Genomic DNA, 9,522 nt, shown 5'->3' with positions numbered 1-9,522 from the left:
GGTCTATCCACTCCCAAACAAAACCGCCCTGTAGTTTAGGGTTGTTCTCAATGGCATCCCAATATTCTTTAAAATTACCCAAACTGTTACCCATAATGTGAGCATACTCGCTCATAATAAACGGGCGTGTTTCTTTATCCTGTTTCGAATAGCGTGGCAGATAATTTGGCGAAGGATACTGCGGAACAATCATATCGGTATTGAAATCGCTCTCCGCTCTTTCGTACTGTACCGGGCGGAAATCTTTTCCTTTAAGCCATTGGTAAGCCTCGTAAAAGTTAACACCGTTACCCGCTTCGTTACCTAAGGACCAGGTAATTACCGATGCATGGTTTTTATCACGCTCGTACATTCTGGTAATCCGCTCAAGATGAGGGATACGCCATTGTTTATCGTTGGCAAAAGTAGTTTCCAAACTGTAATAACGGCCATGCGATTCGATATTGGCTTCATCGATTACGTACAAACCATACTCATCACAGAGTTCCATCCAATAAGGATCTGGCGGATAATGAGAATGACGAACTGCATTTACATTCAGTTTTTTCATCATTTCCATATCTTTTTCCATATCGGCATGGGTTAAAGTATGGCCTTGAGTGGCATTGTGTTCGTGCCTGTTTACACCTTTTAAAAATACACGTTTGCCATTAACCAATAAATCGCTTCCTTTAATTTCTACTGAGCGGAAACCCACGCGTTGTGGAATTACCTCGATTATTTTATTGTTTTTATCTTTTAAAGTGATGTAAAGCGTATATAAATAAGGAATTTCTGCCGACCAGTTTTTCACGTTACTGATCTGCGTTTTAAAAGAAAGATCGGTTTTATAATTGCCCAATACTTTTTGGATTGTGGTGGCATCTTTCCAAACATGAGTTCCTTTTGCATCAACTAAATCAAGTGCTACGAAAAAACTATCTGGACGGCTGTGGTTGGTACGCTGATCGATTTTATAATTTTCTACCGCTAAGTCTACATTTAGCAATCCGTTCGTATAAGTAGCATCTAAATTACCCACAACTTTAAAATCGCGGATATCTAATTTTGGAGTAGAATATAAATAAACCTCACGTTCTATTCCCGATATGCGCCACATATCCTGGCATTCTAAATAGGTACCATCGCTCCATCTGTAAACTTGTAGGGCAATGGTATTTTCTCCTGGCTGAACATATTTGGTAATATCGAACTCTGCAGCCAGTTTACTATCTTCACTATACCCTACTTTTTTACCATTTACCCAGATATAAAAAGCAGATTTAACCGCACCTAAGCTGATAAACACCTGTCTACCGCTCCAGTTAGCCGGAATATTGATTTTCTTTCGGTACGAACCTACCGGATTATTATCCTCAGGAATATCAAATGGAGGGTTCATTTTTGCGCCTGTTAGCTGTCTGCCAGCAAATTCATATGGTTGGTTTACATAAATTGGAAGCCCATAACCATTCACTTCCCAGTTGGCAGGTACTTTAAAATTATCCCAGCCTTTATCATCAAAATCTACTTTATAAAAATCGGTAGGCCGTTTACGTGGGTCTTTTACCCAGTTAAACTTCCAGGTACCATTTAATGATAAAAAATATGCTGATTTTTCTTTGGCTCTTTTAGCTGCTAAATCCTGATTTTCGAAAGAAAAGGCCGATGCCCGCATAGGCAAACGGTTTACCGAAACCACTTCTGGGGTCTGCAGTTCGGAGGGCAGATCTTGTGCACTGATTTGCCCGGCAATAAATAGTGATGTAAATAAAATGGTTAATTTTCGCTTCATTCTGTGTGTATAATTGGTTTGCTGCTCCAAATTACTGATGATTAACTGATAATGATAAAAATGTTTTAGCGCAAACGTTTGAGTTTTAAATATGTTACCGACAAAAGAAATTTTTCGGTTGAAATGCATAGGTATGTCGTTTTGCAAATTGCCTTAAAAGAAAAAACCCGTTGTCGCCACTAGGCAGCAACGGGCTCACTAACTAAACTAACTGCTATTTTAAAAATTCTATTTCAAACTGATTTAAGAAAGGATTACCATCAAAACCAAACTCTGGCAAGATTTTAACATTTAACCAATATAGAGACAAAGCTGCTACATCAGACGATTTTGCAATAATCGATAAATTACTTGTTATCGGCTCATTTACTGCTCCAGGAGGATATAAACTATTAAGATAATCCCAAGTATAGACACCTGATAAGCTTAAATCCGTTCCTCCAGGTATTCTATTCGCAAGAACTGATTCGGCTCCTTCGGCCATTGGCCAAAACCCAACAAGATTAGCATAATTTGGATGTTGGGTAATATTTTTCAAGCCAATATTTGCCTTTATAACAGCATCACTTAAAGCCACATTAAAATATTGCAAGTTAGCTCCATAAAAAGGCGTTGGTGTATCTGTGTCTCCCTTTCTATGCCCTAACCTAAACATCTCTGTATTTGCTAAACTTTTACGAGATAATATATCTAAAGAGCCTTGCAAATTACCATCTACAAACATCTTCAATGTTCTTGCAGTAGGAACTCCTGCCCCATTAACTGTTGTAGCAATAGACATGGTAAGTGTATGCCAATCAGTTCCAGGGTTTACTGTTGAAGACATATCTAATTTTCCATTACCGCCATTTGCTGACCCTCCCGTTGTGATAACAAACTTATCAGCATAATGGCCCCACTGCCATCCAGTTATAGTTCCTCCATCTAGATTTGTACTCTTACTTAAAAATGTAGGGTAGTTAACATTATTAGAGTTAAATTTCGTTTCCATTTGTACGGTTAAATTTTCGGCAAGTCCCGCATCGAACAAACTCGTACTACCATTAACAGGAGTGGCCCTCGAAGTAACAGTTTTAAAAACAACTGAATTAAAACCTGTTTTCAATACCTCTTGTTGCTTTAGATTCTTTTGTGAAACAATTAAAAATCCATTCTTAGGATCAGTATCACTTCCGCCGTGGTTGGTGGTAACAATAATTAACCAATCTTCATTGGTGTAATTTTTTCTCGTTTTTAAAGCGGTAACGATATTACCAACATATTCATCGGCCTTAACAATAGCATTTTTGTAATTAGTATTAGTGGCCAAATAACCACCATTAGCACCAGCAGATTCTACCTCTCTAAAATTTACGATTACGGTGCCAACATTATCTTGTTTAGTTAAGATGTTGATGGTGCTATCTTTAACAGCAATATCTGTACTGATTACTGGTGCAAAATCTGCATTGATTAAATATTTACGCAAATTGTCCCATGGGGTAATTACTGCAGTTTTAACAGCTTTATACTGCGTAATATAATCTAACATATTTCTGTAAGATTTAATTTCAGCATGTTGATTCGCATTAGGATCATTCACCCTATCAAAATTACCTGTACCAATGGAGTGTTTTGAAAAACCAACACCAGTTACCATGGTTGCCCATGATGACACATCATTACTTATACCACTTTTTAGCATATCAAAAGAGTATTTTGATGTTTTCTGTAACTCAGTAATATTTGTTGGTGCAATGGTTTTAATTTCACTGCCAGTTACACCATCAATACTAATTACCAAAACCTTCCTTTGTACACTACTAACCAGCTTTAAGTCTTCATAAACTGGTGGTGGGTTATCATATTTTTTACAGCCAGTAATAGCCAATATAGAAAATACCATACTCGCTAAAATTATATAGTTGTGCTTTTTCATCATTTTGATTAAGGTTTAATGATATTACATTCTGAAAGGTTTGCATAAGTAGCATTTACTCCACTCTTGATTACTACTTTTACATATCTAGCGTTAACTACACCACCAGGGAAAAGAAAATCTTGCCTAGGTGCACTTTGCAGCAGTGTATAAGTACCAACTGAAGTATAGTTTACAGCATCTGTACTTGTAAAAATTTCTACATCTTTAACATAGCCTCCAGTACTTTGTCTTTGTGCAAATGTTATTCCTTTAATTGGAATAGGCAATAATGCTGTTTTAATGACGATATTTATTGGGTAGCCTAAAGTATTAGTTGCTGTTGCCGTGCCATAGTTAGAATGCCAATATGAGGCACTTGAAATCACACCGTCTACTAAGAATTTCGGATCTCCATCGCCTACCTGGCTTGAGCTTATGCTAAAGATAAAGGGATAAACAATTGGAGCAATTACGGCAGTTCCACCAGTTTTGCTTAGTGGTTCATAGGTCCAGATTTGCTTATCTAAAGGTGGATACTTAACAGCAACTTTATCTCTTACAGTCGGACTGGTTAAAATTCCCCAAGCATCAAAAAATGTTCCTAAATCTGTTTTGGTGTAATCAGACAGTTTTTCATAAACGAAATTGTGCATGGTAATATCACTATTGTTTAGTCGCTCAGCGTGGCGAGCTTCAGTATACAAATAGGTCATTGCTCCATAACCATATTTCTCAAAAATCTGCACAAATGGAGTCATTCGCATAAATGGATCATTCATAGCTAGGTCTGTATCAAAGTTTTTTGTACCAGCAGCGGTTGCATAGGCAACGGCCAATGGAAAACCTTTTGTTACAGAACCGTGTAAAATACTATAGTTGGTGCCGCGTCTATTGGCTACTTTAAAATTAAATAAGTTATTAGTTGTTTCGCCTAAGGTACTCCAACTCCAAACTTTTCCTTGCTGCATATTGTGCCCAAACTCATGATAGGTTCCCCAAGCACCTTCCAGATTCAGGCTTGTCATAGAACCAAACCATTCATTATCGTTTAGGCCTACAAAAGGAAAGCCACTGTGGCCGTATCCTAAACTCAATTGAATATCCAAGACGCCTCTCCATGGTCCCTGCGGACTTCTATCTCTTGGATCTAAGGCGTTATCAGATAAGCCCATCCAAGCATTGTAATCAAGATCAAAAACTTGATTCCAGTTGGTTAATACAGCTGTTGGATTATTAAATGGCTTAGCTGTGGTTAAAGAAGCAATTATCCTATCTCTAGGTATTAAAAAAACTACTCTTTTGGCTCTTAATTCTAACCAAGGTACTTTTGAAGCTTTAACCTGATCAAGCCAAGCAGCATCAGTACTTGTATTTAAAATAAAATCTGGCGAAACCACAGCATTTGTAATGGTAAATTCAACCGGGTTAGGATAAGCATGGCTAGCACGAATGTAAATAGTACCACCATATAAATTACGCACATAATTATTACCTGCATAAAGTTGCTGGCGCATATACACCAAAGGATCCCTTAATAATGGAGTTTTACCATTAAGGTTATCTGTATGTCCACCAATTTGTACAACCAAACCTTCTATACCCTGTGGTACTACAATTTTCACCAACTCCCCAGGTGCAGCATAATAACCAGTGCTAAATTGTGGCTCTGGTGCTACAGAAATGCGTAAAATATCTGCAGTCTGATCGCTATAATTTAAGTCCAAAGTAAATTTGGCATCTTTAACACGAGGTTCTGATTGATCTACTAAACCAGGAAAAACTTTTGCCTGGGCATACTTTGATTTATCAATAACCTTTAAGTTGGTATCGATAGTTCCGGTAGCAACATTTCCCGAATTGTCAGGATAGCCATCTGGAATATTGTAACCGTACTTTTTACAAGCCGTTGTGGCCAATAACAAGACAAGAACAAATAATTTATTAAACTGATTAATTTTCATATTAATGTTAATTAATTGATAGGATAAGAAATAACTGGTGTATAAAGTTTCCCCATTAAGTTCCATTGTGACGGAACTGCAATGTTTAGCCAATTATAAATCAATACTGGAATATCAACACCATTAGGTACTGCCGTAAATGCAGCTGRTGAAATTTCTGGAGAAATATTTGGCGATACTTCGGCGAATGGAATAAACTGAATGGGACCAGTATAAGTCATGTTATTACCTTTACCAGAAGCATCAACGGCAACAGTACCACTGGTTTCATCAAATGGCCAATAGCCTAACAAATTACCAAAAAACGGGTTACTAGGTCTAAGCTGGACACGCATGGTGCTGGCAACTTCAGTAGCGCTCATGGCTACGTTGAATATGGCCAAATCTTTAACCATAAAATTGGTATTTTTCCCTATATCTGCTCCTATTCGTAATGGAGCTATATTGTCTCTGTTCGTTACGCCAATATTTGTTGTTACTTTAGAAATTCCATCAATATAAAAAACAGCAGTTCTGGTACTACCAGATGTAGTTATTGTAATTGCATACGTATGCCATTTACTATCATTCATTACTGTACCTCCCTGTAGCGTACTAGCTCCAGTAAAACTTTGCTGTATATTGTTACCTCCCCTAAAAAAATACCACCCTGCACTAGAACCAAATGTAACATTCTTACCCATAAACGCAGGGAAGCCACTTCCTGCTCCAAGATCATCCCTCATTTTAAACATCATGGTGAAATTACCACTTGTACCAAAGTTACCTAGGTTTGTATTACTGTTTAGCAATGCTTGTGGGCTTAATGTTGCATTGGATAAAAAACGCGGTGCAGTACCAACATACGGCAAGTTGCTCACGTCTGGTTGGTTTATTATTGTTGTAACAAATTTGGGATTATAAAATGCTAAAAATGTATTTCTGGAAAGATCATTATAGATGTTACTACCACTAGCACCACCAGAAGCACCGCCACCCTTATTAGAAGCGATTACCACTAGCCAATTTTCTGTGTTGTAAGTTTTTCTGGCATTTAATGCTTTCATAATTTCGCCTATATAACTATCTATATTCTGGATAGCTAATGTATAGCTTGGTGTAGTTGTTGTATAACCAGCAGTAGCACCTGCAGTTTCGGCGCTATGAAATTGTGCCACCACTAAGGAAGCGTCTTTTGTGGATAATTCATCAACAACGGCCGCCTTTACCTCAGCATCATCAGTAACCGTTTGTTTTACCGTAGCATCAACTGCTAAATTATCATTAAAACCAGCAGAAGCTGCAATTGAAACTGACCTAACATTACCCAATCTTTCTTTGATTCTGGTAAAAATAGTTGGAGTTGCCTGCAAGTTAAGACCTCCGAAATTTTCGTTAGTCACATTATGCTTGGTGTAATCTACACCTGTAACCATAGTGGTCCAGGCAGCAGCATTCGTTAATTGATTGTACTGAAAATCTGCTAAACCATCGTAGCTATAAATAGCATTTTGGCTTATTGAAGTGATGTTTGCTGGCGCTAACGATTTCAAAACTGAACCTTTAACACCGTCCATGATAATATACAATACCTTTTTACTGTTATTGCCAATACCAGCTGTATCGTTTTTAAAAGATTTTGGCAACGTGTTTTCAAAATCTTTGTTGCAACCAAAATTTAGTGCAACTAAACCCATGATCAAAATGCCGATTAAGTGCTTAAAGTTTAAATTCATCATTCTTTTCATTTTATATGTCCCTTTCTTTAAAATCTATTAGTTAGCAATAATTAATCGTAATACATTATGAGGGATGATGGTGTTAAATCTTGCAATATTTCCCACCAAAATAACGCTGGCACCATTGTTTATTGATTTCTCATACATATCATAAATCCTTCCTTGAAAGCCTCCTATATTGTTATAACCCACTGCCAAACTACCGTTTGCCTCTAGTATGGCAAATCCTTGCCTCAAATAAGTACCATATTTATTAAAAGAACCTGCTACTATTATTTTACCGTTAGCTAACTGACCAGCGAAAGATGTAATACCTCCCGTAAAGCCTAAACTCGTAAACGTACTCACGTTAGAGCCATCTGCATTTAATAGATTTATACCATCAACTGTTTTTCCGTTAAAGGTGTTAAATAAACCCGCTACTACAATTTTATTGGTAGTTGCATTGTAACGAATAGAATAAATATCTCCATCAGAGCCAGTGCCTACATTAAATGTATTATCTATACTTCCATCAAGGTTTAGCCTAACAATATGATTTGCAGCAGTCCCATTAAAGGAGTTAAAATTGCCTACCAAAATTAATTTACCATCGCTTTGCATCATCGCATCTGTAATAGCACCATTGGCACCTATTGCACTTTGCTTGGTTACTTTATTGTAATGGAAAGTCGAATCCATAGCACCATCACTGTTTACCCTTACCATCTGACGCATTTTGGTTACATCGTAAACTTTTGCATCATAGCTAGAATTAGTCACATACATCCTTCTGAAATTTTGAAAATTTCCTATCATGTAAATTTGTTCGCCGAAAACAAAGGTTTTTCTGATTGTTCCATCAACACCTGCGTTAAATGCAGCTACGGTGTCCTTATTCTTATAGGTTTCTTCTGGTTTGGGATTAATTACATCCACAACCATACTGTCTAAAGTACCGTCACTTTTTAATCTTACAATATTGTTAAGGGTTTGTCTATTTCCTCTGGTTGAGTTGTAAGCGGTAAAACTCCCTGCAACTATAAATTTTCCAGTATGGGTTCCCGTTGTAATCAGGTTAATGGAATAAATACTTTGATTATTACCAACAGCCCCTTTTCCAAAATTAAAACTATTTGCTGTAGAGTAAGCCCCATCTGCATCTATCTGAACAATACCTCCATTAGGTAATTTTCCTGTACCCTTTAGTTCAAAATTGCTAAAAGCCCCCCCCAACAAAAAATTCCCAGTGGCTAATGCTTGCATCGTATAAACATCTGTGCTTCCACTACCCGTTACTGTTCCTGCACCATTTACAACTTTAAAGGTTTTGTCTACACTTACCTTACCGCCAACTTTTACCACTGGCCCGAAAAACAATTGTCCATTCAGCTCAACCCACATGCTACCCGTACTAGCTTCCAATGGCACATTAAAACTTATGGTACTATCTGTTCTAGCGGTTAAAGGGGCTTCAATCTCATTTACAAATATTTTAAAATCAGTATCCTTATATTTAGCCGTTGTTAAACCGCTTACCTTAATAGTTAAACTGGTACCAGCTGTTACAATATCAGGCGATGTATTTTTTGAAAGAATACTAATGCCTAATGTAGTTTTACCTCCAGCATAAGGATCTTCTGCAATTCCTTTCTCTTTTTCACAAGCAACTATTACAGCCATGGCAAGAATTGCCAAACCGATTAGCTTAAATTGATATATTTTATTTTTGAACATCTTATTCAATTTTAAAAGTAATTATTTAACAATTAAGGTGTTGGAGGTAAAATACCAGATGTAATAACTTGTTCTATAAATGTATCTGTATTGAATCCAAAGTTGAGTTTTGTCTTATTGAGTACATGAACCACTCCATTGCTAGGTTGGATATCTGAGCTAGCAACTGGTATATTAACCAATGAAACCTGTGGATTGGATAAATCTGGTATATAAGCCAAATATAATTGGCGATATCCGGCATAAACTACACCACCCGCATCATTGAATATAACACCTATATTCATGATTTTACCAGCATAAGAGGTATAATTTTGACCAGGATAAGCAAGGTAAGACGCAGTGTCTCTTTGTGGATAATCCTTTAATAAATTTTTTCCCTTGAAAATATATTGAGACAAAGTGTTTTTCCAAACCGACTGTTTAATTTGCGACAATTGAGAAACTGTATCC

Annotated in this window: 5 protein-coding genes and 1 pseudogene; all 6 read right to left on the bottom strand. The window is 36.9% G+C overall.

Annotated features, from left to right (window positions below):
• Nucleotides 1–1,774, bottom strand: a 1,774-nt coding sequence (locus AC1DPQ_RS08565; RefSeq protein WP_477608821.1) for a glycoside hydrolase family 2 TIM barrel-domain containing protein, incomplete at its 3' end; no start/stop codon positions are given.
• 214 nt (nucleotides 1,775–1,988) lie between these two features.
• Nucleotides 1,989–3,695: an alkaline phosphatase family protein gene (locus AC1DPQ_RS08560; protein ID WP_477608819.1), complete on the bottom strand. Its 1,707-nt coding sequence runs from the start codon at nucleotides 3,693–3,695 to the stop codon at nucleotides 1,989–1,991.
• A 5-nt stretch (nucleotides 3,696–3,700) separates the two neighbouring features.
• Nucleotides 3,701–5,635, bottom strand: coding sequence for a M60 family metallopeptidase (locus AC1DPQ_RS08555; RefSeq protein WP_477608817.1), 1,935 nt, complete (start codon nucleotides 5,633–5,635; stop codon nucleotides 3,701–3,703).
• Between the two features lie 11 nt (nucleotides 5,636–5,646).
• The gene (locus AC1DPQ_RS08550) at nucleotides 5,647–7,353 is read right to left on the bottom strand and encodes a hypothetical protein (RefSeq protein WP_477608815.1); all 1,707 of its coding nucleotides are present in this window, start codon (nucleotides 7,351–7,353) and stop codon (nucleotides 5,647–5,649) included.
• Between the two features lie 36 nt (nucleotides 7,354–7,389).
• Complete coding sequence (locus AC1DPQ_RS08545) at nucleotides 7,390–9,069, bottom strand: DUF5008 domain-containing protein (RefSeq protein ID WP_477608813.1); 1,680 nt, start codon at nucleotides 9,067–9,069, stop codon at nucleotides 7,390–7,392.
• A gap of 32 nt (nucleotides 9,070–9,101) precedes the next feature.
• Nucleotides 9,102–9,522, bottom strand: a pseudogene (locus tag AC1DPQ_RS08540) (fasciclin domain-containing protein); the annotation flags it as partial.

It is taken from the genome of Pedobacter sp. 01T416_2 (genome assembly GCF_056398925.1).
This window is presented reverse-complemented; position numbering and strand designations above follow the sequence as displayed.

What these genes read in the sequence shown, in the direction of transcription:
- AC1DPQ_RS08545 (WP_477608813.1), bottom strand. Translation starts at nt 9,069, where the DNA reads ATGTTCAAAAATAAAATATATCAATTTAAGCTAATCGGTTTGGCAATT.
- AC1DPQ_RS08555 (WP_477608817.1), bottom strand. Translation starts at nt 5,635, where the DNA reads ATGAAAATTAATCAGTTTAATAAATTATTTGTTCTTGTCTTGTTATTG.
- AC1DPQ_RS08560 (WP_477608819.1), bottom strand. Translation starts at nt 3,695, where the DNA reads ATGATGAAAAAGCACAACTATATAATTTTAGCGAGTATGGTATTTTCT.